We start from the raw sequence: 22,383 nt of genomic DNA on the forward strand, positions 1-22,383 counted from the left end.
GACGACGCCGTCGTTCAGGCTTCGCGATGTAGTTCGAGGATGGTGATCTCTGGGGGCGCTCCCACTCTCACCGGGGGTCCCCAGGCGCCGGCGCCGCGCGTCGTGTACAGAACCGTGTCACCGACCCGGTCCAACCCTGATACCGAAGGTTGTTGCAGGCCAACGAGATAATTGAATGGCCACATCTGGCCGCCGTGGGTGTGCCCGGACACCTGCAGGTCGATCCCGAGGTCTGACGCCTCGAACGCCTGGCGTGGTTCGTGTGCCACCAGCAACGTGAAGGTGGCGGGATCGTGACCGTCCAGCGCAGCCGGAAGATCCGGTTCGTAGGGTTGCGGCGAGCTGTAGTCGTGGATACCGACGATGTCGATGCTCGCGCCGTCTCGTTCGATCGATACCCGTTCGTTTCGTAAGGTCCGGATTCCCAACCGATCCCACACATCGAGCCAGCGTCCACCGTCGTCGGCATAGAACTCGTGATTGCCGCTGACTCCGTACACACCCAACGGTGCGGACAGGTCGGCGAGCGGCTCGAGGTCGGCGGCAACATTGGCGACGGTGCCGTCGATGAGGTCGCCGGCGATGAGTATCAAATCCGGCCGTTGTTCGTTGACGAGCTTCACAACTCGTTTGGTGAACCCGACGCCGCGAGCAGGCCCGACGTGCAGATCCGATACCAGCGCGACTTTGAGTCCGTCGAACTGCGTGGGCAGTCGGGGGAGTTCCACCGAGGCATTGACGATCTTCGGTTGTGCCGCAACAACTACGCCGTACGTCGTGGTGACCAGCGCGCCGACGACAACCGCGGCGGTGGTCACGCGCACCACCAATAGACGTGTGTCTCCGCTTGTCCGACCATCACTCGACTCGTCGGTGCCAGTGCTCGACCGACGTCTGCGCAGTGCTCCGATCAATCGGGACAACGCAGATCCGATAGCGATCAGGAGCAGGCCCAGGATCAGATAGAAGCCGACACCGAGCCACACCCACCCGGCAAATCCGAGTGGCCGGGCCCAAGAGGTGTCGAATTGATCGCCGCTGCCCATCCCGATGACCGCGAGCACCCACAGGAGGGCAAGTGCACTGTCGACGACAATCGACCACGGACGTGCGAGCTTGGTTGCCCGGACGAGCCTGCGGTGAAACCAGTAGGTCAGCAGCGCGGCCACAACCGCAAAGACCATCAGACGTGTCATCGACGCACTGGGAACGGGAGATGGGGCAAGCTCTGCTCAGTCATATCCCGACCAGGCTAGCGGCGAATGCGCAGGAGGCGGTCATCGCCGGCGTGGTCACCGCCGATCGGCCACATGCGTGTGGCCCACCGGATCAGATCCGATGGGCCACAGACACGAAGCGCTGCCTCTACGTGTTGGCGAGCTCGTAGCGTCGGCGGTACTCCTCTTTGGACGTCTCGTTGGTGTCGATATCTTCGGCTCGTGCGCGCAGTGCGCCGACGGTCGCCTGTTCGCGTGGGGTGTGCTTGAACGGATCCCAGTTGAAGAACTTGGCGACGTTTCCGAAGGTGATCTTGTCGATTTCCTCGTCGGTGAGTCCGGCGGCGTCCAGCTCCGGCTTCAGCGTCTCCGGCGACAACGGCCAGGTGGAGTCCGAATGCGGGTAGTCGCATTCCCACGCGATGGTGTCGATCCCGATGTGGTCGCGGTTGTTCAGTCCGCTCGGTTCCGTGATGTAGCAGGCCAGGAAGTTCTTCTTCCACACATCGGTGGGCGACATCCCCTTGGGGGTGAAGCTCTTACCTGTCCACGACTGGTTGACCACGTGGCGTTCGAGTCGATCGAGCCACGGTGCAACCCAGCCGACGCCACCCTCGCTCATCGCGAACTTGAGGTCGGGGAACTTCAGGAATACGCCGCTGAGCATGACATCGTTGGCCGCGATCGTGGAGATCAGCGGTGTCAACACCATCATGTCGTCGATGTTGAACCCTTCGGGCCGCTGGATCAGGCCGAAGCCGCCACCGATATGCAGGCTCAGGACGATGCCGTGCTCCACGCATGCGGCAAAGATCGGGTCCCAGTAACCGGATTCGAAGCTGGGGAAACCCGACCCGTACGGGGTTTCCGGGATGCTGATCGACCGGCATCCCATGGCAGCAAGGCGGTGGACCTCTTTGACCGACTCGTCGATGTCGAAGAAGGGGAGAATACCCAGCGGGATGAAGCGACCGGGATGGGCGTCGGGGACCTCGCCGACCACCCAGTCGTTGAACGCCCGGCATGCAACCAGCGACAGGGCCTTGTCGGGCAGGCTTGCCAGGTGGGTTCCGGCAAAGCCGGGGAAGGTGGCAAAGAGCGTGGCCGCGAGGGTGCCGTTGGCATCCATGTCACGGACGCGCAGGTCCATGTCGTAGACGCCCGGCCGCATCTCGGCGTATCCGGTGGGGTCCATGCCCCACTCTTCCTTCGGCCACGAGACAACGGCGTTGAGGCCGGAGCTACCGACCACCTTGTCCTGGAACAGCCAGGCTTGGACCTTGGGATTGCGCGGATTGGCGGTCAGCTTCGGCGCCTGATCCATGAGGCTCTTCGGGAAGTGCTTTTCAAAGATGTCGGCGGGCTCGACCACGTGATCGTCGATGCTGACCATCACCATGTCGTCAATATTCATCAGAGTCCTCTCGTACTGGGCAGCAGTGCCCGGGGGCAGGCCTATGAGAATGATACTCTCATTCACAGAGAAGATGGATCTTTTCAGGTGATTGAAGTCCGTTTTCGGTGCTACTGCAGGCCGTTCGAGAGGATGATGGACTCGCCTGATTTGCACCGTCCGTGGTCGGACACCAGATACAGAACCGCGTTGGCGACGTCTTCGGGCTCGAGAAGTCCAGGCCGTGGATGTCCCTGGGAGAAAACGGATTCGACATCGGCGGAGGTGGGTTCGTCGAGATCTGGGCGAATCATTCGGTACGTCGACGGGTTGTGGATCATCGGCGTGTTGACGCCGGACGGAAGTACGGCGTTCACGGTGATCCCGTACTCGGCAACCTCGTATGCCACTGACTTGACCAGAGCGACAACCCCCGCTTTGGCGGCGGCGTAGTGGCCGGAATTGGCTGCCCCGGTGCCGGCGACAATCGATGCGGTGGCCACCAGTCGGCCCGCGCCAGTATCGATCATGTGGGGGAGAGTCGCCCGAAATGTGTTGAAGACGCCGGTGAGATTTACATCGAGCATGGTCTGCCAACGCCGTGGCGACATCGTCGCAATCGGGCCGGCACTGGCAATCCCCGCGTTGGCCACAACCACATCGATCGCGCCGAACATGGCGGTCGCGCGGTCGACGAGCTCCTGCAGTGCCATCAGGTCCCGCACGTCTGCCATATCCGACAAGCAGCGACGATCGAGAGATTCGACCATCCTGACCGTGTCCGCGAGGTCGTCGGGGGTGGCCCCCGGATAATCGACCTCTTCGACCGCTGCGGCAATGTCACACAGAACGATGTCGGCACCTTCGCGGGCAAGGGTGACGGCATGGGCTCGGCCCTGACCGCGCGCGGCTCCGGTGATGAATGCGACCTTGCCCTCGAGTGCAGCCATGCCGATACGCCTTTCGTCGCCGCCGTGTGGATACCGGTTTCGACCCGGGGTTTTCCGTTCGACCCGGGTTTTCCTATTCGACGATGTAGACCGCACGATGCGGCCGAAATCATCGGCGACGATCAGCTCGAAGTGGCGGGTGGGTCGAGCATGGGCACCAGGAACTGCCAGGCGATTGCGGCCAGTTCGTCGTCGTTGTCCAGGTCGACGACGTGGCTGGGAATGGCCAGGAAGGACGCCGAGATCCGTACCATCATCTCGGCCACGAGATCGGTGTCGAGGCGGGTCGAGACGTTACCCGCGCGCTGTTCCTGACGTAGCTGGGCGGCCAGGAACTGGCGGACGGTGGCCAGCATCAGCCCGTTGTCGCCGATCATCGAACCGGCGACGAGGTTTGGTTCGGCCGAGATGAGGCCGCCGATCATCGGATTGCCGCGAATCGCGCGAAGTGAGCTCACGAATCCCAGCACCACACGATCGGCGGCGGACTCGGCTTGTTGGATGTCGACGAGAAACCGGTCGAAGTATCGTCGGAACTCCCGGAGAATCACCTGCTCGACCAGTTCGTCTTTGGTGGCGAATCGGCGATAGACGGTGATCCTGGACAGCCCGGCCCGGCGCGCGACATCCTCCATGGACGACCGCTGAATGCCCATCCGACAGAACTGTTCGTATGCCGCGTCCAGCAGGCGGGTTCGGGTTCGATCGCCGTTGTCCGCTTGTTCGAGTGCCTGGTGAAACGCACGTTCGATCAGGGATCTGGGCTCGGGTGATCGGGGGCTGTCGGTCGGCGCAGATGCCACTAGCCCTCCTCTTTCGGTGTCGCGGTCTCATCACGATCATATTCCAGCCCGGGCTCACTTGTGATGTGCGGCACACTCTGATAGGTATGATACAAGGAAACGCTTTGTGTTTCACTGCAACAGAATTAGGGATGGGGACAACCGACAATGGACAATCTCAACAGGCGCAGTTTGCTGAAGGCAGGTGGCGTCGTCGGGGCCGCCGGAGCAGTTGCGCTGGCCGCTCCCGCCACGCCGTGGACATGGTCGCCGGCCGGATCGGTGCCCGGAACGGGTGCCGGTGCCGACCCGCGCGGTGTGTGGGATGTCGAGGCCGATCCCGTAGTTGCGGCACTGTTCGACCGTGGTGAGGTGCAGAAAGTCAATGAACTGCTGCGTCATTGGACGAAGAACGGACAGCCCCTCCCGCAGGGTTTGCCCGCGGATCTGCGTGACTTCATGGAATATGCACGGCAACTCCCGGCCTGGAGCGACCAGGAAAAGCTCGCGGACGCAGTCAGATTCAACCAAAAGCGGGGTACTTATCTCGGCGTGATCTATGGGTTTGCCAGCGGCATGATGAGCACCGTCATTCCGCGCGAAGCCCGAGCGGTGTACTACTCCAAAGGTGGTGCGGACATGAAAGACCGCATCACCAAGACTGCGAAACTCGGTTACGACATCGGATCCCTCAACGCATACCAGCCTGATGGCGAGATGGTGGTCACCTGCGTGAAGACCCGGTTGGCGCATGCCGCGGTACGGCACTTGCTGCCCCAGTCTCCGCATTGGGTGAACTCGGCATCGGAAGAGGTACCCATCAGTCAGGCCGACATCATGGTGACGTGGCACAGTCTGCCGACCACGGTGATGCGGAATTTCAAACGCTGGGGTGTGCCCATCGCGGCAGACGAATCCGAGGGCTTTTTGCACTCCTGGCAGTTGAGCGCCCATCTGCTCGGTGTGAAGGACGAGTACATTCCGAACTCGTGGGCCACGGCGGAAACGCAGGCCCAACAGGTGCTCGATCCGATTCTCGCGCCGACGCCCGAGGGCATCAAACTCGCAGACATGCTCCTGGATCTCGGCATGAACCTCGATCTGACGCTGTTGAGTCGGCCGATCCTCGGAGCGTTGACCCGATTCATGTTGGGCAACAAGATCGGCGACTGGCTTCGGCTTCCTACCGAACCGGTATGGACTCCGCTGCTCGAAACCGCCTGGGGCCCATATGTTGCCGTTCGTGAGGGGCTGCTCGACGTGGGCATGCCCAAAGAGGCCTACTGGTTGTTCGACGAGTTCCTCCGGCAGTTCGTGTTGTTCTACATGTCAGAACTGAGGATGCCGATCAACATCATCATGCCGGTAGGGAACAACCCGAACTACAAATAAGCTCACTTCACCCAGGATTGCGGACCGAATCTGTCCTTGTGGTGTGCAAGTGTGAAGTCTGAACGGACTCGCCGCCGGTTGGGTGACCGGTGGTGACACTGCACACCAACACAAAGGGGCGAAGGCGATGAGCCGCGAGTTTCAGGTGACTTTTGATTGTGGAGATCCGGCTGCGTTGGCGGGGTTTTGGGCGGACGTGCTCGGTTACGAGCTCCAGGCCCCGCCACCGGGCTTCGATTCCTGGGATGCAGCGCTCGAAGCGATGAACATTCCACTGGACCGGCGCAACGATGCCTCGGCCGTGGTCAGTTCGGATGGAACGGGTCCACGACTGTTCTTTCAGCGCGTTCCAGAGGGTAAGACCGCCAAGAACAGAGTCCACCTCGATGTTCGCGCGGTTCCAGGATTGACCGGTGACGAGCGAATGGCGGCGTTGGAGCAGGAATCCTCCCGGCTGGTGACGCTCGGGGCGTCGCGGATCCAGCGTTGTGAGCCGGACCCGCCGCTCGGCACCGGCCACATCGTCATGACCGATCCGGAGGGAAACGAGTTCTGTCTGGATTGATGCCCTGGGCGCTGCGGGGGGTGCGGTCATCCGGCGCATTGAGACGCTCTTGATGATCCGTCTCAGCTGTGCGACCCTGCATGGATGGGTGTATCTGCGACAGGACGTTTGACTGATACCGCTACGGATGTGGGACGCTCCCCGTGGGATTCCCAACATGTCGAGTTCGACTATCAGGTGAACGACATCGAGGGGCAGATTCCGGCCGATCTCAATGGCGTTCTCTACCGCATCGGGCCGGGGCGTCTCGATGTCGGCGGACATCCGGTCAACCACATCTTCGACGGCGACGGAATGGTCTCGAGAATCGAAATCGATTCTGGTGGAGTGCATTACAGCAATCGGTATGTTCGTACCCGGGCGTATGCACGCGCCAACCGGGCGGCGCGGCCACCCCGGGGCATCGGGACCCAGCGAGTCGGCGGAGTCGTGGCGAATGCGCTGCGCGGCCCGGCGAACATGTCCAACACCAATGTCCTGCTGCACAACAACAAGCTGTATTCGTTGTGGGAGGGCGGTCGGCCGCATCAACTGGACCCGCAGACCCTGGAAACCATCGGCCCCGACGACTTTGATGGAGCACTGAAGCGCCTCGGCGCGTTCTCCGCTCACCCCAAAACCGATCCGACAACCGGCGAAACTTTCAACTTCGGCGTCGACTTCTTTCCGCGGCCGATGATCCGCTGCTACCGACTCGCGCCGGGTGACAGCAGCATCACCGAGCTTCAGAGTGTCCCGATCTCTCGGCTCGGATTCATCCACGATTTTGCCCTCACCCAGCGGTACCTTGTATTCATCATCGATCCGATCGTTGTAAAGAACCCTGTTCCGGCAATTCTTGGTCTGCGGCCGATCGACGACGCTCTGACCTTCGAGCCGCGCCGAGGGACGAGGATTGTCCTGGTTCCCCGTACCGGTGGTGAGTCGATCAGTATCGATCACGACGCGCTGTTCCACTTCCACGTCAACAATGCCTATGACAGCGACACCGAGACCGTTGTCGAACTTGTTGCGCACGATCAGGATTCGGGCTGGGAGGGTTGGAACGAGCATCTTCACAACTTCCGGGACAACCCCGGTCCGGCATTCGGTGGCACCCTGAAGCGGCTCACCATCAACCGCCGCACACGCAAAGTCACCGAAGAGCAACTCAACGACGTCGGATGCGAGTTTCCGCAACTCGATCACCGGCAGGCCACTGTGGCCCACCGGTTCTCGTACCTTGCCGAGGCATCGACCTCTGGTGGGAACCCTGACTCCATCACCACCATCGACCACCGCACCGGAACCCATTCCAGATATGTCGCCGCCGCCGGCGACACCATCTGCGAGCCGCTCTTCGCGGCGGATGACACCTCGGGCGCGGAGGGTGACGGCTGGTTGCTCTCGCTCGAACACCAACCCGCACACCAGCGATCCCGAGTTGTTGTCCTATCGGCGCGCAATCCTGATAGGGGACCGGTTGCGTCGATCAACCTGAGTCATCACGTCCCCATGACCTTTCATGGCGCATTCCGGCCCGGTCCGTGATTGCCGGGGCGCAATCCCGATTGCCTTGTCCACCTTCGTGTCTCCGCCGAGGAAATCGATGTAGTAGTGCGGCAATAAACCGCCACCCTGCGACCAGCCCACCAGGTCGACCTGTTTGGCGCCGGTCTTGCGCATGATGGCATCGATCTTGCCCGCCACCTCGCGCCCTGACTTTTCGATGTCGTCGATGCCTTGGAGCGGGAAGTTTGCAGTTCGGGTCATTGGCGCCGTCCGGGGCCCACTTCGGATCAAGGGTCTGATCGAGGATCTTTGGGATGGCCACTCGAAAATCCCACTGCACGGGGTACTTTGTCGGAGCCGCACCGGCAACGGCCTGACTCGAGAACACAGCAACAGTTGCCACCGCAGCCGCGAGCCAACGAATCTTCATCGATTTCCCCACCCCTTGGACGATCCCTGATCTGAATACGAAAGCGATCAGAATATAGTCGGCGGCACAGGGGGATTGCCCGGATCGGCTAACCGCGCCGGAAACCTTGTCCCGTACGGTCGAGCGGATCCGGTTCGAGACCGAGGAAGTCGGCACGGACCCGGTCCCGCAGTGCGAGGTGTTCTCAGACGGGTTGCCCGGTGAGCGACTGGGTATTGGTGAGGAACGGTGTGGGCAGCATGACGATCAGCGGTGAGAAGCTGACGGTCACGGTATTTCCTTTGCTGGGCCGGTAGTGGGTGGCGAGGGGAATGGGCAATCTCCGCAGACGCCTCCGGTGGGCGTGCGGTAGAAGAGACAGCAGCTTCGTCGGCGATGGGTGACCGGATCCACCGTGAGCTGAAGACGAGGATCGTTGAGCAGGGCGGCGACCCAACGGGACGTGATATCGCCGGTGATCCGGGCGGCGCCGAGCAACGCGGATGTGGTGTTGCCCCACAACAATCCGGGTGCGACGATGTCTCGCCAGGCATCGATACAGGGGTCGAGTTGGCTGTCGAGTACCTCGGTCCGCGCCGATCGTCCCATTCGTGGTTCTTCGACGTGAAGCTGTAGTGATCCGTTGATGCTGCGCCACAACAGTTCATCAGGTCCCAGGTGTATGCAGCGGCCGTCGTCCAGACGGGTTCCTGCCGCGATTGACCACAACCGTGCCGCATATCCGAAGAAGACTGTGGAGGCGGCAACGCGTTCTTCGTCGACGTTCAGCGCGAGGGCGACCTCCGCGACGAGGCGGTCGCGGGTATCAGGTTCTCGGAGTGTGGCGGTGGGTTGCCAGTCCCTGTCGGACACCGGCCCGTAACCGAGTGTGAAGTACGGTCCCGACTCGGCCACCTGGGCGAGCATCGAGGCAACATCCGAGTTGTCCCGGCCGGGGGCGTTCGCATCATCCATGGTTTGGCTCCGCGTCGATGTCGAACCACCATCGTATGTGGGTCACAGCGCATCCGGCCACGGTCGAAGGCGGGCGACATACGATCCGCGGGATGCCCCGCTGAGCACGCCGGGTACATCGAGTTCGGTGATGCATGCGGGGGATAACGCAACTCGGTGAGTTGCACTGCGTACACGCATGGCGATGACGCCTCTCTCGGGGAAATCCGCCCCGGGCAGAAAGGTGCGGCAACGCAGAGTCTCCTGGCTCTCGGATCATTGCTCGTTTCCGCCTTACAACCCCAATGGGTCGCGGCCGTGATGGAAAGTTGCATCCCCGATTACAGTGGCGGGACCGCGCCGGTCTTTCACCGGCTTCCTCTTTCGCTGTCGCTAGGACCGGCTGAATCTAACACAACGACGACACCCCGCCTGCCACAAGGCAAGCGGGGTGCTGTCGCTTCGGTCGAGAATCAGCTCAGGTCGAAGCGGTCGTTGTTCATGACCTTCACCCACGCCGCGACGAAGTCGTTGACGAACTTTTCATCGGCATCGGCCTGTGCGTAGACCTCGGCCAGAGCGCGCAACTGTGAATGTGAACCGAACACCAGATCGGCCGGTGTCGCAGTCCACTTGGCGTCGCCGGTCAACCGATCTGTGCCCTGGTAGACATTCTCGTCGTTTTCCGATGGCTTCCACTCGGTTCTGCCGTCGAGAAGGTTGACGAAGAAGTCGTTCGTCAAGGTTCCCAGACGGTCGGTGAACACACCATGCTTGTTACCGGCGTGATTGCTGCCGAGGGATCGTAGGCCGCCCACGAGCACGGTTGCCTCCGGAGCGGTCAGATCGAGCATGTACGCACGATCGAGGAACAGCGTTTCCAGATTGATCTTCTCACCACTGCGTGAGTAGTTCCGGAATCCGTCGGCCCGGGGCTCGAGGACCGAGAACGAGTCCACGTCGGTGCTCTCCTGAGAAGCATCGGTCCGACCCGGCGTGAATGGCACCGTGACGGCGTGACCGGCTTCTTTGGCCGCCTTTTCGATACCGGCCGAACCCGCCAACACGATCAGGTCGGCCAAGGAGATCTTCTTGCCACCCGAAGCCGAACCGTTGAAGTCCTGCTGGATCTGTTCGAGGACAGGGAAGATCTTGGCCAACTCGGCGGGTTCGTTTATGTCCCAGCCTTTTTGCGGCTCGAGACGGATCCGTGCACCGTTGGCGCCGCCACGCTTGTCTGTGCTGCGGAAGCTGCTCGCCGACGACCATGCCACGTTGACCAACTGAGAGACCGACAGTCCGGAATCGGTCAGCTTGCCCTTCAGTGCAGCGATGTCCTGGTCATCGACCAGCGGGTGGTCGACGGCCGGAACGGGGTCCTGCCACAGCTGCGGCTCGGGAACCCAGGGACCCAGGTAGCGGGTGATCGGCCCCATGTCGCGGTGGAGCAACTTGTACCAGGCCTTGGCGAACGCCTCGGCCAGCTGCTCAGGATTCTTCAACCAGCGGCGGGTGATCTCGGCGTAGATCGGGTCTTCACGCAGCGCGACGTCCGTGACCAGCATTGTCGGGGCTCGCCCCGGTCCGCCGAATGGGTCGGGAATTGTGCCTGCGCCTGCGCCGTCCTTGGCTGTGAACTGCCAAGCGTCGGCCGGGCTCTTCGTCAGCTCCCACTCGTAGCCGTAGAGAATCTCGAGGAAACCGTTACTCCACTGCGTGGGTGTCGATGTCCAGACGACCTCGAGTCCGCTGGTGACGGCGTCTTCGGCTTTACCCTTGCCATAGCCGTTTTTCCAACCCAATCCTTGTTGCTCGATCGGTGCGGCCTCGGGCTCGGGTCCGATCCGATCGGCCGGGTGGGCGCCGTGGGTCTTCCCGAAGCTGTGTCCACCGACGATCAAGGCTGCGGTTTCTTCGTCGTTCATCGCCATCCGGCTGAACGTTTCGCGGATGTCTTGGGCCGCGGCGATTGGATCCGGTTTGCCTTCTGGGCCTTCGGGATTCACGTAGATGAGCCCCATCGTGGTGGCGCCGAGGGGTTGCGCGAGTTCACGCTCGCCCTGGTACCGCTTATCGGTGCCGAGCCACTCTTCTTCTGGACCCCAGAACACTTCCTCGGGTTCCCAGATGTCTGGTCGTCCGAATCCGAATCCGAAGGTCTGGAATCCCATCGACTCCAGGGCGGTGTTCCCTGCGAACACCAAAAGGTCAGCCCAGGAGATCTTGCTGCCGTACTTCTGTTTGACGGGCCAGAGCAGTCGACGCGCCTTGTCGAGGTTGGCGTTGTCCGGCCAGCTGTTGAGGGGAGCAAACCGCTGGGCACCTTGGCCGCCACCCCCGCGACCGTCGAAGATGCGGTACGTGCCGGCGGCGTGCCAGCTCATCCGGATGAACAGGCCCCCGTAGTGGCCGTAGTCAGCGGGCCAGAAGTCCTGCGAGTCGGTCATCAATGCGATGACGTCGGCCTTGAGCGCGTCGACGTCGAGTTTGGCGAACTCTCTCGCATAGTCGAAGTCGGCGCCGAGCGGGTTCGATTTCGAGGTGTGCGAGTGCAATACCGACAGGTCGATCTGTTCCGGCCACCAGTCTTTGTTCGTCAGCGGGGCATGAGCCTTCGGCGTAGGCGATGGAATCGCCGGATTCTCGCTCTCGCTGGTGCTCTTGGTCCCGGAATCGGGATTGGGGGGACGGCTGTCAGAGGTCACAGGATTCCTTTCAGATGGTGATGAATTGGGCTGTGATCACGGATGTGACCGGTTCATGGTGGGTCCGGTGCAGTCCGGACATCGACCCCAGTAGACGACCTCTGCCTCGTCGAGGACGAAGCCGTGGTCGTCGGAGGCTGTGAGACAAGGGCGTTCGCCCGTGGCGCAGTCCGCATCGGCGATGACACCGCAGCTACGGCACACGACGTGGTGATGGTTGTCGCCAACCCGGCTTTCGTAACGTGCGATATGGCCGGCGGGCTGAATACGGCGAATCAGTCCCGTAGTTGTCAATGCACTGAGCACGTCATAGACGGCTTGCCGTGACACCGTTGGCAACACGGCGCGCACAACATCGAAGATAGTTTCGGTGTCGGCGTGGGCGTGACCGTCGACGGCATCCATCACCGCCATCCGCGGCCGGGTTACCCGAAGGTCTGCACCGCGTAGCCGATCCGCGTTGTCCGGTGTGGGGGCCACGACCCCACGATAGGCAAGTTCGTTGCCATCAGTGTTGCGTTTTCTGGAATCAGTAAAAATTGAGTCTGGCGAGATCGGTCACTTACGGATGGTCATTCGCGGCCACGGAGGCTGTTTCAGTACCGCGGCCGATCCGAGTGTCGCCGCGATGAGACCGGTGAGAACTCCGATCAATGCAACAGTTGCTCCGTCGATGGCAGGGGTCCATGTGGTCTTACCGTTGACGATCGTATACAGGCCCAACGGGGTGGTTCGGCCTCGTATTGTGGGTCGGGACACCGGAATCACGGTTGTCTGGTCATCGATTCTCACCGGCTCGCCGTATTGGAATCTTGGTTCCACGCGGATCTGTGGCGTTTTGTCACCATGCTGATTCGAGTTCATCACCGGCCTGCCCTGGTCGTCAGATGTGTACAGATACTGTCTGCCCATGTCGCGATCTCGTCCATGCTGCGAAGGTCACCGTCCGGCGCGTGTGCGGCATTGACCGCGAGGCGTTCGGTGAAGGACAGGACGGAACGGTCGACCTTGCCACCGAACGTGTGGTGCTCGACCGCCCATGGCGTGGTGGCCCATGTCAGGTTCTCGGCATCATCACCGGGTGTGACCGGACCGCTGGAGAACAGCCACACCGGGCGATCTTGGAGGTAAGGCAGTTCGCGGTCGACGAGCTTGGTGGCGTGTTTGAGCCATCGCCCGAGATAGATTGCGCTGCCGAGGATCACGGCATCGAAGTCTTCGACGGTCTCGACATCTTCGACATCGACCACGGTAACCTCGGCTTCGACGTTCCGCTTCTTCAGCCCCGCCGAGACCTCCGCGCCCAGCCGTGCACCGATCTCGCGGGTTGCTCCGTGTTTGCTGGCGGTGGCCACGAGAACTCGCATGATGCTCCCTGTCGTCGACAACGCGATGCTACCTCGATGGACTGGGTCCTTCCATGCTCAGCGCAGGGGTATGGCCGGGTGCTTGCACAAGACCTCGCTTGTTATTGACATATGTCGAAAAGGTGGCACCCTGGGTGGTGCAGTAATTAGATGTATGTCGTACAGGTGGAGGTAGTGTCATGTCCCGTGTTCAGCTCGCCCTCAACGTCGATGATCTCGACGCGGCGGTCACGTTCTATGCCAAGTTGTTCGGCGTCGAACCGGCCAAGCGCAAGCCCGGCTATGCCAACTTTGCCGTCGTCGAACCACCTCTGAAGCTCGTCCTCATCGAAAGTCCGGGCAAGGGCGGATCGCTCAATCACTTGGGCGTCGAGGTGGATTCGAGCGAAAAGGTCCACTCAGAGATCGCGCGTCTGAGTGACGAGGGTTTGTTCACCGCCGAAGAGATCGGCACCACGTGCTGTTTCGCGACCCAGGACAAGGTGTGGGTGACCGGACCGGCGAACGAGAAATGGGAGGTCTACACGGTTCTTGCCGATTCGGAAACATTCGGTACGGCCTCTGAGGTCTTGGCGGATGATGCCGCTGCGGGCGGGCCCTGCTGCGCGAGTTGACCGACCGGTAGGTCTTCTTCAGATCTTTGGCGTGCGTGCGGCTCGCGCGAACGCCTCCATCGAGGGGTACTCCGCCACGTAGCTGAAATCTTCGGACGGTGCAGGCGTGGCGCCCCACCCGGTTCGGTTGTGCCGCCGGTTGATCCACACCGAGTCGAGTCCGTGGCGTTTGGCGGGGACGTGGTCGTGGAACAGGCTCTGCGCCACATGAAGTAGACCTTCGCGTGCTACGCCGAGTTCGTCGAGCGCGGCGCCGAGGGCGTCGAAGTGGTTGGCTGCAGGTTTGTACGCTCCGACATCTTCGGCCGTGATGATCTTGTCGAAGTCGACACCGAGTCGGGCGTTGCTGCCCGCGAAGCCTTCTCGGTGGACGTTGGAGAGGATGATCAATCGGTGGTTCTCGGCCAGCGACTGCAGCGCGGCGGGTGAATCCGGGAAGGCCGGCCAGGACGGCACCGAATTGCCGATGCGCGCAGCCCATTCCCGCGATACCCCGACTCCGAGGTCCTGGCCGGTGCGGCGAAAGGCCTCGGACAGGATTTCTGAATACCGGGCAGTGGGCGTTTCGCGTTCCGCGTCGGCCTCGTTGTCGGCGTAGGCGAGTAGTAACTGTTCGTCGGACAACTCGAGTCCCGCCTCGGCGGCCCACGGGGCCAGTACCGACGCAATGCCGGTCTCCCAATCGATGAGGGTGCCGTAGCAGTCGAAACTGAGCGCTTCGTAGTCGGCGAAGTTCACGGGCGCACTCCTGGTCGGTACCTCGTTGTGTGAGTCGAACGTGCTCACCATTTCTGTCTACACGTCTCTCCGCGCCAGTGGTGTATTGGTGATTCGGGTGTGTGACCTGCAATGGACCACGGGGCCGTGTATTGCGTGCACACTGGAGGCGACCACTACAAGGAGTGAGATCTATGAGCACCAACGGACCGTTCGGCTTCGATCCCGAAGACATCGACCGCATCGCTCGCGAAGCCGGTGACGGACTTCGCGATCTGTTCGGCCAGGTTGCCAAAGGGATGTCGCAATCAGGCGCTGATCAGCCACTCGTGGCTTTCTTCAGTGAGTCGATGTTCGGCAACTCCGCGGCGAAGGCGAAGCCTTCTGCACCCCCGCGGGAGACGACGGGTGACACCGGCGACGGTGTGTGGGCCATCTACACGGTCGATGACGACGGAACAGCGCGCATCGACCAGGTGTTCGCGTCGGAGCTCGACGCCCTGCGTTCACACAAAGACAATGTCGACGTTCGACGTAAGGTTCGATTCCTGCCGTACGGGGTGTCTGTCGGCGTCCTTGATGACAGCAGTACATAGCCGATCTCGATGCCGGCCAACGTACCTCGGCGGATCAGCGGATACCTGTTGTTCGATGCCCGGCCCGATGTCGACGTACGGCGGCCCGGTTTGCGCACCGAACTGAGCAGTACTGTTGCCGTCCGTTTCTGGTGATGTCGACGACAACGCGGACACATGGGTCACCGGGTGCCATACCGGCAGCGCATCGCGACAGTCGATTCATCCCACGGGTGGTGAGGTGAAGCGCGGTACCGACGCTGATCACGGCCAGTAGTACCTCTGGCAGCGTTTGCCCGTCGTCGCGGTAGTGCAGATGCCAGCCCTCGCCGTCGTGGTCGGTCAGGCGAGGGTAGGCGGTCGCCTGTTTCATCAGTGCATTCAGTTTCACCGCCCGCGCGTCGGGAGTTTCGGCGTCGACGACATCGAGCCACTGATCGATCACGGCGCGCGTGCGGTGGTGGTCGGTCGGCTCGTCGGGGAAGTCCATGGTCATGCCGAATCTGCGGGTCCGTTCGACTATGCCGCTTCGTGACTCCGGCCAATCGTCGGCCAGCGATGCGGCAAGGAGTACGGCATACTCCCCGTAAGGGTTGAGATGCATAAGGCCATTACATCATTGTGGGTGCATGAGTTCATCCAGCGAACCGCAATCGGCGGCGCATTCCACGCTCACGTCGGCGTGCGAGCACGCCTGGTCCAGTGAATCGCGGCATTCGACTTCGCTCGGGGTGGTGATCTACCAGCGTTGTGTTCGCTGCGGGACCCGTCGGGTGGATTTGTGGACACCCGGGCGCGTCGTGCCGGACGGGATCAGTGCAGAACTCGGCTCCGAATGATGCGATCGCGCGATGGACAGTCCGGTCAGGGCTAGCATCGAACGGTATGAGATTTCACAGCGTCGTCGTGTTCATCGCGGTCGCTGGAATCATGTCCGCCTTGGCAACCGTTAGCCCTGCCGTAGCGGACGACATGCCCGCGTTCGTGGCTCCACAATGGTCTGGCATCGACGCGCGAAACACTCCGACCCCTGTGGGTTCTGTTCCTGGGGAGATCGTTGCGCAGACGGAACTCGACCCCGCATTGTCACTTCCCGACGCAGCGATATCTCGCCGATTCCTCTACACCACAAGGCGTTCCGCTGATTCGGATGTCACGACGAGTACCGCCGCTGTGTTCATTCCCCACGGAGCGGTACCCGGCGGCGGCTGGCCCGTCATCGCCTGGGCCCACGGCACCACCGGACTCGGTGATGACTGCACACCTTCGGCCCTTCCTCGGTCCGCCCGCGACGCGGCCTACCTCGGACACTGGCTGCGACAGGGTTATGCCGTTGTTGCCACCGACTACGCCGGACTCGGGACTCCCGGGCTCATGCAGTATCTCGGTACCGAAGCGGCCGGGCACAACCTCGTGGACTCGGTGATCGCAGCGCAGTTCGTCGGCGTGCCGTTGGCGAAACGATGGGCCATCGTCGGCCAATCCCAGGGTGCAGGTGCTGCGCTCGGTGCTGCTCATCGGGCGACAGGTCTGTCCACCGGATCGGGGCTCGACTATCGAGGTGTTGTTGCCACCGGCACGCCCGCCTACATCGAGTATCCGGGCAGCTTGTTCGGGCCGGCGTTTCCACCGTTTGCCCTGCCACCCGGACTCACCACATACATGGTGTACATCCTCGCCGGGTTTCTCGATGCCCGCCCCGACGTCGCAACCCGCTCTGCGCTGACACCGCAGGCCGTACAAGTCATCGATCAAGCCAAGACACTCTGTCTTCCGGCGATGGCCGAACTCACGAAAGATCTGGACTCGAGAACGCTTTTCAGCAAGCCTCTGGCCGAAGTGCCGGGCTTGTCTGCCGCAGTGCAGGAATACCTGGCCACACCCGATCGTGGCTACGACAGGCCGATCTTCCTCGGCCAGGGATTGTTTGACGTCGACGTTCCGGCCCCATTCGCGTTGACTTTGGCTGCCGCGCTCACCGCCAACGGGCAACCGGTGACGTTGCGTGTGTATCCGACGGACCACAGCGGCACGGTCAACGCCTCACCCGCAGATTCGACGCCCTGGTTGGCTCGCTTGATGGAGCCATGAACTCCGCTGGTGTGGATCAACTCGCGCCGGAGAACTTCCTGATCTGCGGTGAGTTATTTGCACACTTCGTGTCTATATGAACAGTGCGTTCGACCACGACTCGAGGCTGACCGGGACGGAGTGCAACATGGTCATCGTTGCTGGACACATCACAATCGAAGCCGGCCAGCGAGAGGCCTACCTCGCCGGTTGCCTCAGCGTTGTCGAAGATGCCCGCCGTGCAGCAGGATGTCTCGACTTCGCGATCTCCGCTGACCCGATCGACTCCGCCCGTATCAACATCTTCGAACGGTGGGAGTCGCAGGGGGCTGTCGAAAAATTCCGAAGCGGCGGGCCGAGTGACGACCAAGGTGCGGCCATTCGCTTCGCCGTGGTGGCGGAATACGAAGTCACCGGCGAGCGATCCCTATTCGATGGATGACGCTGCGGAAGTGTCACTGCCACCTGCCGATTCGATGCCGAGGATCACGTTCCGCGCGGTCGGCCTCCTCAGGCGGATCCCGCGGAGTTCGATACTGTCATGGGCCAGAGCACATTCAGGCGACAAGATCTCAGGTGAAGGTGACGTGATGCCAACTGACCGCACGGTCAAACAACCCACGATGGCGGACGTCGGTGACGGCGCGGACGTTTCGATCAGCACGACCGGTTCCGTGCTCCGGCAATCGGTGTGCCTGATCGGACGTCAAAAGTGATGGCTCGGGTGCTCGTTGTCGGAGCGGTCAACGTCGACCTCGTGGTGACGGCCGACCGGTTACCTGGTCCGGGTGAGACGGTTGTCGGTCCCGGGGTCGAGCGCCATGGGGGCGGAAAGGGTGCAAACGCGGCCGTCGCTGCTGCACGGGCCGGTGCGGAGGTTCGCTATTGCGGAGCGGTTGGGCCAGACGATACCGGCACTGGTGCTCTGGCCGAACTCCGCGCCGAAGGCATCGACGTCACAGATGTGGCTGTGCTCGATGGGGTTTCGACGGGTATGGCACTGATCGTGGTCGATGCCGGCGGGGAGAATCAGATTGCGGTCGGCGCCGGGGCGAACGCCGCTGTCGACCCCGCATCGGTGCGGGCAGCGGTGCAGCGAGCGGCGACGTGGGCCGACTGTGTCCTGGTCAGTACCGAGATCACTTCGGAAGCAGTGATCGCCGCGGTCGAATCTGCTTCCACCCACGGGATTCGGTGTGTGCTGAACCCGGCGCCGGTGACGCCAGGGCTGGTGGACCTCCTGCCACTTGCACCTTTGGTCACCCCCAATGCGTCTGAACTGGGTGACCTATACCGATTGCTCGGAGGTGAAGGTGACGCCTCGGTGGGGAATATGGCGGTGCAGGTCGCTGCCCGCACCAAGGCTGCGGTCGTCGTGACTCTTGGCGCAGATGGAGTCTTGGTCGTCGAGCCTGCGGGAGTGACGACGACGTTGCCTGCTCGATCAGATGTCACCGTGCGGGATACCACTGGTGCGGGAGACACGTTCAACGGAGTATTCGCGACTGCCCTGGCAACCGGAGTTCCCGTACAGGATGCGAGTTCGCGTGGCATGGCTGCTGCCACCCTCTCGGTGGAACACGTCGGTGCGCGGGCGGGGATGCCGCGAGCGGATGAGATTGATGCTGCGTTGGCGGCATCCCGGCGAGTATCCGAGTAGGAGAAGGCCAAATCTGCACGATCCGTCGACCTCGACGGAACCGGGTCCAGTCATGTCCCCTCACCGCGCGGAGCCCCCGTGGATCGGCGCGGTGAGGGAGCGGATCAATCGATGTGTGCGTTCATCAGATCGCTGACGGTGCCAATCGTGCGCAATACGGGACCAGACACACCAGTCAGCGCTGAGCGCTTGCCGAAGTCTGGGCCGTACGGGCGCGGGCGAGTACGGCACGCGCCTGTTCGACAACGGCGTTGTCGACGAAGCGTCCGTGTTTGTCGATGAAGGCGGCGGTTCCCTCTGACTGTGCCTGCACAGCGGCATCGACGGTCTCTTGAGCCCGATCGATCTCGGCCGATGCCGGAGTGAATACATCGTGGACGATCGGAATCTGCCGGGGGTGGATCACCGAACGGCCGAAAAACCCGGTATCGCGGCCGGATTCGCTGTCTGCCCGCAGGCCGTCGAGGTCTGACACGTTGGTGTAGACACTCTGGATCGGCGATTCCAGTCCGGCGGCCCGGACCGCGGCGACCAACCAGCCTCGTGACCAGGCCAGTCCGGATGTCGGTACCCGCAGGTCGGCGGCGAGGTCGGCTTCACCGGCACTGATGCCGGTGACCAGGGGATGTGCCGCAGCGAGCGCAGCAACGCCGAGTAGGCCACGTGCAGACTCGACTAAGAGCTGCATCCGGATACCGGTCTCGTCTCCGATGGCTCGGATCAATTCGGGCGCTTCGGCTTTCGGTATCCGGAGACCACCCACCGAACTGCCGGCCAGGGGCGTGCCGGCCAGGGCCTCGATATCTGCGCTGTGCCACGGACTGGCCGTGTCGTTCACCCGCACCCAGATCTGTGGTGCATCCGGTGTATCAGCCCACTGCTCGATCGTCGCGACTGCCGCCGATCGGGCGTGCGCCTTGGCATCCGGAGGGACGGCGTCCTCGAGATCGATGACGACAGCATCGGCAGCGCTGGTGATTGCCTTCTCGATACGAGAACCGGAGTGGCCAGGGACGTACAGCCAGGACCTAGGCGTCATGTGCACGGGTTGTATCCGTTCTGTTGTCGGTCGGCAGGCCACCACGCCATCCGAGTGTCCGGGACACCTGGTCGGCGGCCGCGGTCACAATCGGCGCATAGCCGAGAAGAACCTCGTTCGTCATCCGGTGGATCGGACCGCAGACCGAAAGCGCGCCGATGGCAAGACCATCGAGATCGAAAACCGGGGCAGCAATCGACGATGCGCCTTCTTGCCTTTCGCCACTGGAGACGCACCAACCCTGTTCTCGGATCTCCTGCAGACTTGCGCGGAGGGCTTCCGGGTCGGTGATGGTCGCAGGGGTGAGGCGATCGAGGGGGTCGGTGAGTACGGCGTCGTTCACCGCTTGCGTCTGGAAAGCCAGGATCGTGCGCCCCGAACTCCCGGTGTGCAGCGGAAAGCGACGTCCGAGTTCCACTGTCATCTTGATTTCGTTGCGGCTTTCGACCTGGTCGAGATAGATCCGTCCGCGGCCGGCCATCGCTGTCACCGTCGCCGTCTCACCGGTCTGCTGTTGCAGGTCGGTCAGCAGCGGTCGGGCGATTTCTCGCAGCGGGGACGATCGCAGAGCCGACGCGCCGAGCGCTGCGGCAGCAGGTCCGAGTGCGTACTCGCGGTCCGGTGACGTGATCACCAGCAGGCCGCGGTCGACAAACGTGGTCAGGACGCGATGGACGACAGCCTTCGACAGGTTGAGTTCCCGTGCGACACGCGATACGCCGAGCGGTCCGTTGGTGAAATGCAGGAGGATGTCTGCGGCCCGGCCGGCCGACGTGGTGGTGTTGTTTACCGCGCCACTCATCGCCGGACCCCGACGGGTGCGCCGAGGACCTTGCGGATGATCCGCTGGCGCTCCCGGCGAAGACGCGTGGACAGGGCTTCGCCGGGCTCGTGGAGGTCGACGGACTCCACCGTGACGACGTCGTTGTCTTCGAGGACCTGTTCCAAGGTCATCACGCGGTCCCGCAGGATCCACAGTTCCTGGGTCAGTGTCGTGACCATGCGCGCCAGTTCGTCATTGGTCGCGTTCTCCAAGTAGGACGGACTACTCATCTTCTTCTCGATTCGTGTTTTGCGACAGTCGGTTTCGGTGTCCGCGGACGTTGCGTTGGGTGACGGGCGATCAGGCCTGGGGTTTGACGCCGCGCGCAACCCACGGGTATTTACCGGGGCCGACGCCGTATTCCTCGATGTCGACGAAGCCGGCATCCCGCAGCAATGCGCTCCGGTCCAGCAGCAGCGCACCACGCCAGAAAGGCTCGTTGCGGTTTTCGGTCTCCCAGTCGAGAACCACACACCGGAACAGCGAATCCTGCTCCGAGTACGGAGCCACATCGCCGATGATGATCTCGCCGCCGGGTCGACACAGCCGGAAGGCCTCGGCGACGATCGTTCTTGCCGCAGGCACCGGAATCTCGTGAAGCAAGATGAAGGCGGTTACCATGTCAAAGCTGTTGTCGCCGTACGGAGTCGACTCACAAGCCGCCTGACGCAGGTCCCATTCCCAGCCGTTGCGGGCTGCGATGAGTTTGGCGTGCTCCAATTCAGTTCGGCCGAGGTCGACACCCGAGATCTTCGCGTCGGGCCAGGCCTGCTGCAGAGCCGTGGCGTATCGGCCGGTGCCGACGCCCAACTCCAGTATCGACTCGTAGGAGGGGAGGCGGCCTTCCTGCGCGACGAGGAGACGCTGATCCGCAAACGACTCACCGGGCTTGACCGCGCCGATGCCGCCGGTGGCGAAGAGAAGATCGTAGACGTAGTCATGGATCATGAAGCCCATCCGCTCATGGCCTTCCCATCCGCCAGGAGCGAGGTGGAACTCGGTGTCCGACCAGTATTTGGGTGCCTCGACCGTCGGATCGAGAACCAGGTTCCCACCCTTGTCCGCGTTCGCGTCGTACTCGGCTTCGACCGCGAGGCTGCCGTCGTCGTAGGCGTCCCGAGCTGCCACGAACTGCTGCTCTCCCGAGAATCGGGTGTAGAACCTGTCCCAGGTGTAGTTCTGGGACTGCTCCAGCAGACCCGCGGCAAACCTGATCTGGGACTGCAGACCCTCAGGCAGCTGCACACCCTCGGTCAGTGCGTCGAGGTCCGCAGACGCCGCCGACTGCAGTTCTTTACCGCTCCACGCGGCCAGATCGGCGAGGAAGTTGAAATTGGCGCGACCACGCTGCCGGAGTCCTGTTTTCATCGTTGTTCCTTGTCTTTCGAGACCGGTGGTCTGCGTGAGATCAATCGTTGGAGGACTGGCGCCGACGGAGAGTTCGGTGGGGAACCTGTTCTCCGGTCCGGCCGGCTTCACCATTGACGGCACGGTCGACCGATGAGCGGCGAATCCGCATGTGACATCCGTTCGTTAATGAGCCTTGGTCTCGTCTGCCGCCTTCGGTCCGTTCCGCTGAGCGGACCCACTGGCGACTTAAAGGCGCCGGTATGAGGGATATTAAACATCATCTCGTGACAAAAAGGTGTCTTCTTGCCAC

Annotated in this window: 25 protein-coding genes and 1 riboswitch; of the genes, 10 read left to right on the forward strand and 15 right to left on the reverse strand. The window is 62.4% G+C overall.

What is annotated here, in order from left to right:
* Positions 1 to 14: 14 nt before the first annotated feature.
* The 4 genes from AC56PL_RS15775 to AC56PL_RS15790 form a co-directional block, all read right to left on the reverse strand.
* Positions 15 to 1,196, reverse strand: coding sequence for a metallophosphoesterase (locus AC56PL_RS15775; protein WP_497154444.1), 1,182 nt, complete (start codon positions 1,194 to 1,196; stop codon positions 15 to 17).
* 169 nt (positions 1,197 to 1,365) lie between these two features.
* Positions 1,366 to 2,631 (reverse strand): amidohydrolase family protein, encoded by a 1,266-nt coding sequence (locus AC56PL_RS15780; RefSeq protein ID WP_497154445.1) that lies wholly within the window; start codon positions 2,629 to 2,631, stop codon positions 1,366 to 1,368.
* Positions 2,632 to 2,741: 110 nt separating this feature from the next.
* Positions 2,742 to 3,560 carry a mycofactocin-coupled SDR family oxidoreductase gene (locus AC56PL_RS15785; protein ID WP_497154446.1) on the reverse strand — a complete coding sequence of 273 codons (819 nt, stop codon included), beginning with the start codon at positions 3,558 to 3,560 and terminating at the stop codon, positions 2,742 to 2,744.
* A 122-nt stretch (positions 3,561 to 3,682) separates the two neighbouring features.
* Positions 3,683 to 4,363 (reverse strand): TetR family transcriptional regulator, encoded by a 681-nt coding sequence (locus AC56PL_RS15790; protein WP_495516307.1) that lies wholly within the window; start codon positions 4,361 to 4,363, stop codon positions 3,683 to 3,685.
* A 147-nt stretch (positions 4,364 to 4,510) separates the two neighbouring features.
* On the opposite strand from AC56PL_RS15790, the gene AC56PL_RS15795 reads away from it, so the two are divergent.
* From AC56PL_RS15795 to AC56PL_RS15805, 3 genes are all read left to right on the forward strand, one after another.
* Positions 4,511 to 5,734 carry an oxygenase MpaB family protein gene (locus AC56PL_RS15795; RefSeq protein WP_495516308.1) on the forward strand — a complete coding sequence of 408 codons (1,224 nt, stop codon included), beginning with the start codon at positions 4,511 to 4,513 and terminating at the stop codon, positions 5,732 to 5,734.
* A 127-nt stretch (positions 5,735 to 5,861) separates the two neighbouring features.
* A complete protein-coding gene (locus AC56PL_RS15800; protein ID WP_497154447.1) occupies positions 5,862 to 6,299 on the forward strand; it encodes a VOC family protein in 438 nt (145 codons plus the stop codon).
* Positions 6,300 to 6,428: 129 nt separating this feature from the next.
* A complete protein-coding gene (locus tag AC56PL_RS15805; protein ID WP_497154448.1) occupies positions 6,429 to 7,829 on the forward strand; it encodes a carotenoid oxygenase family protein in 1,401 nt (466 codons plus the stop codon).
* 658 nt (positions 7,830 to 8,487) lie between these two features.
* Here the strand turns inward: AC56PL_RS15805 and AC56PL_RS15810 are convergent.
* The 5 genes from AC56PL_RS15810 to AC56PL_RS15830 all read right to left on the reverse strand — a co-directional run bounded on the left by AC56PL_RS15810 (position 8,488) and on the right by AC56PL_RS15830 (position 13,225).
* Positions 8,488 to 9,174 (reverse strand): (2Fe-2S)-binding protein, encoded by a 687-nt coding sequence (locus tag AC56PL_RS15810; protein ID WP_497154449.1) that lies wholly within the window; start codon positions 9,172 to 9,174, stop codon positions 8,488 to 8,490.
* 215 nt (positions 9,175 to 9,389) lie between these two features.
* Positions 9,390 to 9,591, reverse strand: a riboswitch (cobalamin riboswitch).
* Positions 9,592 to 9,626: 35 nt separating this feature from the next.
* Positions 9,627 to 11,858: a catalase/peroxidase HPI gene (gene katG, locus AC56PL_RS15815; RefSeq protein ID WP_495516313.1), complete on the reverse strand. Its 2,232-nt coding sequence runs from the start codon at positions 11,856 to 11,858 to the stop codon at positions 9,627 to 9,629.
* 36 nt (positions 11,859 to 11,894) lie between these two features.
* Positions 11,895 to 12,338 (reverse strand): Fur family transcriptional regulator, encoded by a 444-nt coding sequence (locus tag AC56PL_RS15820; protein WP_497154450.1) that lies wholly within the window; start codon positions 12,336 to 12,338, stop codon positions 11,895 to 11,897.
* Between the two features lie 78 nt (positions 12,339 to 12,416).
* Positions 12,417 to 12,722: a hypothetical protein gene (locus tag AC56PL_RS15825; RefSeq protein WP_495516315.1), complete on the reverse strand. Its 306-nt coding sequence runs from the start codon at positions 12,720 to 12,722 to the stop codon at positions 12,417 to 12,419.
* Positions 12,722 to 13,225, reverse strand: coding sequence for a flavodoxin domain-containing protein (locus AC56PL_RS15830; protein ID WP_497154451.1), 504 nt, complete (start codon positions 13,223 to 13,225; stop codon positions 12,722 to 12,724). Before AC56PL_RS15830 ends, AC56PL_RS15825 begins: the two co-directional genes overlap by 1 nt.
* Before the next feature lie 179 nt (positions 13,226 to 13,404).
* On the opposite strand from AC56PL_RS15830, the gene AC56PL_RS15835 reads away from it, so the two are divergent.
* Positions 13,405 to 13,839, forward strand: a complete 435-nt coding sequence (locus tag AC56PL_RS15835) for an ArsI/CadI family heavy metal resistance metalloenzyme (protein ID WP_497154452.1) — start codon at positions 13,405 to 13,407, stop codon at positions 13,837 to 13,839.
* Positions 13,840 to 13,857: 18 nt separating this feature from the next.
* On the opposite strand, the gene AC56PL_RS15840 is transcribed toward AC56PL_RS15835, so the two are convergent.
* The gene (locus AC56PL_RS15840; RefSeq protein ID WP_497154453.1) at positions 13,858 to 14,625 is read right to left on the reverse strand and encodes a haloacid dehalogenase type II; all 768 of its coding nucleotides are present in this window, start codon (positions 14,623 to 14,625) and stop codon (positions 13,858 to 13,860) included.
* A 125-nt stretch (positions 14,626 to 14,750) separates the two neighbouring features.
* On the opposite strand from AC56PL_RS15840, the gene AC56PL_RS15845 reads away from it, so the two are divergent.
* Complete coding sequence (locus AC56PL_RS15845) at positions 14,751 to 15,152, forward strand: Rv0313 family protein (RefSeq protein WP_497154454.1); 402 nt, start codon at positions 14,751 to 14,753, stop codon at positions 15,150 to 15,152.
* Between the two features lie 34 nt (positions 15,153 to 15,186).
* On the opposite strand, the gene AC56PL_RS15850 is transcribed toward AC56PL_RS15845, so the two are convergent.
* A complete protein-coding gene (locus AC56PL_RS15850; protein WP_495516320.1) occupies positions 15,187 to 15,735 on the reverse strand; it encodes a CGNR zinc finger domain-containing protein in 549 nt (182 codons plus the stop codon).
* A 25-nt stretch (positions 15,736 to 15,760) separates the two neighbouring features.
* Here AC56PL_RS15850 and AC56PL_RS15855 point away from each other — a divergent pair, with 25 nt between their 5' ends.
* The 5 genes from AC56PL_RS15855 to AC56PL_RS15875 all read left to right on the forward strand — a co-directional run bounded on the left by AC56PL_RS15855 (position 15,761) and on the right by AC56PL_RS15875 (position 18,861).
* Entirely contained in the window at positions 15,761 to 15,970 is a 210-nt protein-coding gene (locus AC56PL_RS15855) for a hypothetical protein (RefSeq protein ID WP_497154455.1), read from the forward strand.
* Positions 15,971 to 16,016: 46 nt separating this feature from the next.
* Complete coding sequence (locus tag AC56PL_RS15860; protein WP_497154456.1) at positions 16,017 to 17,222, forward strand: alpha/beta hydrolase; 1,206 nt, start codon at positions 16,017 to 16,019, stop codon at positions 17,220 to 17,222.
* A gap of 127 nt (positions 17,223 to 17,349) precedes the next feature.
* Positions 17,350 to 17,643 carry a putative quinol monooxygenase gene (locus tag AC56PL_RS15865; protein WP_497154457.1) on the forward strand — a complete coding sequence of 98 codons (294 nt, stop codon included), beginning with the start codon at positions 17,350 to 17,352 and terminating at the stop codon, positions 17,641 to 17,643.
* A gap of 148 nt (positions 17,644 to 17,791) precedes the next feature.
* Positions 17,792 to 17,917, forward strand: coding sequence for a hypothetical protein (locus AC56PL_RS15870; protein WP_495516324.1), 126 nt, complete (start codon positions 17,792 to 17,794; stop codon positions 17,915 to 17,917).
* Entirely contained in the window at positions 17,917 to 18,861 is a 945-nt protein-coding gene (locus AC56PL_RS15875) for a PfkB family carbohydrate kinase (protein ID WP_497154458.1), read from the forward strand. The genes AC56PL_RS15870 and AC56PL_RS15875 overlap by 1 nt, the downstream gene beginning before the upstream one ends.
* 175 nt (positions 18,862 to 19,036) lie before the next feature.
* Here AC56PL_RS15875 and AC56PL_RS15880 read toward each other — a convergent pair whose 3' ends face one another.
* The 4 genes from AC56PL_RS15880 to AC56PL_RS15895 all read right to left on the reverse strand — a co-directional run bounded on the left by AC56PL_RS15880 (position 19,037) and on the right by AC56PL_RS15895 (position 22,091).
* Complete coding sequence (locus tag AC56PL_RS15880; RefSeq protein ID WP_497154459.1) at positions 19,037 to 19,900, reverse strand: HpcH/HpaI aldolase/citrate lyase family protein; 864 nt, start codon at positions 19,898 to 19,900, stop codon at positions 19,037 to 19,039.
* On the reverse strand, positions 19,890 to 20,702 hold the full coding sequence (locus AC56PL_RS15885; RefSeq protein ID WP_495516327.1) for an IclR family transcriptional regulator domain-containing protein: 813 nt from the start codon (positions 20,700 to 20,702) through the stop codon (positions 19,890 to 19,892). Before AC56PL_RS15885 ends, AC56PL_RS15880 begins: the two co-directional genes overlap by 11 nt.
* The gene (locus AC56PL_RS15890) at positions 20,699 to 20,953 is read right to left on the reverse strand and encodes a hypothetical protein (RefSeq protein ID WP_482139565.1); all 255 of its coding nucleotides are present in this window, start codon (positions 20,951 to 20,953) and stop codon (positions 20,699 to 20,701) included. Before AC56PL_RS15890 ends, AC56PL_RS15885 begins: the two co-directional genes overlap by 4 nt.
* A gap of 70 nt (positions 20,954 to 21,023) precedes the next feature.
* Positions 21,024 to 22,091 (reverse strand): class I SAM-dependent methyltransferase, encoded by a 1,068-nt coding sequence (locus AC56PL_RS15895; protein WP_497154460.1) that lies wholly within the window; start codon positions 22,089 to 22,091, stop codon positions 21,024 to 21,026.
* Positions 22,092 to 22,383 lie beyond the last annotated feature (292 nt).

It is taken from the genome of Williamsia sp. Y721, assembly GCF_059683565.1.